The organism is Acinetobacter lwoffii (assembly GCF_024129685.1).
Classification (GTDB): Bacteria; Pseudomonadota; Gammaproteobacteria; order Pseudomonadales; family Moraxellaceae; genus Acinetobacter; species Acinetobacter lwoffii_X.
The window spans coordinates 1-459 of sequence record NZ_JAMXXL010000085.1; the positions used below are offsets into that span (position 1 = coordinate 1).

Consider the following 459-nt stretch of genomic DNA (forward strand, 5'->3'; position numbering starts at 1 on the left):
TTCCTTTTTCTTCGATTGAGCCTTTGGCTGACTTCGACATATTGGCTACTTTTAAGTCCTCAACTACGATCATTGCGTGGTTTTTGCTGAGCGTTGTGGTGACTTTGTGCAAGTAGTCATGCCGAATATTGGCAATATGATGGTGTAATTTATTGATCTTGAGATTCAGCTTTTTCCAATTTTGACTGAACTTGTTTTTCTTTCTCAGCTTGCGCTGAAGCCTAGCTAACTTTACCTGATTGGCCTTGAAACTATTGATCGGGTCGAATACTTGACCACTAGACGTTGTAATTAACTTTTTAACACCTAAATCAATGCCAACGGCTGATTTTGATGGGTGGACTGGTGCTTCTACTGTGTTTTCAGCACCAAATGACACATACCATTTTCCGACATGCTTTGAGATTGTGACGTTCTTAATCTCACCCACAATATTTTGTGATTTTCTGAATTTCACAA

The 459-nt window shown here is 39.2% G+C and carries 1 protein-coding gene; it reads right to left on the reverse strand.

Features of this window, described 5'->3' with window-relative positions:
- On the reverse strand, positions 1 to 459 hold a 459-nt coding region (locus tag NI464_RS15785; protein WP_253139549.1), incomplete at both ends, for an RNA-guided endonuclease InsQ/TnpB family protein.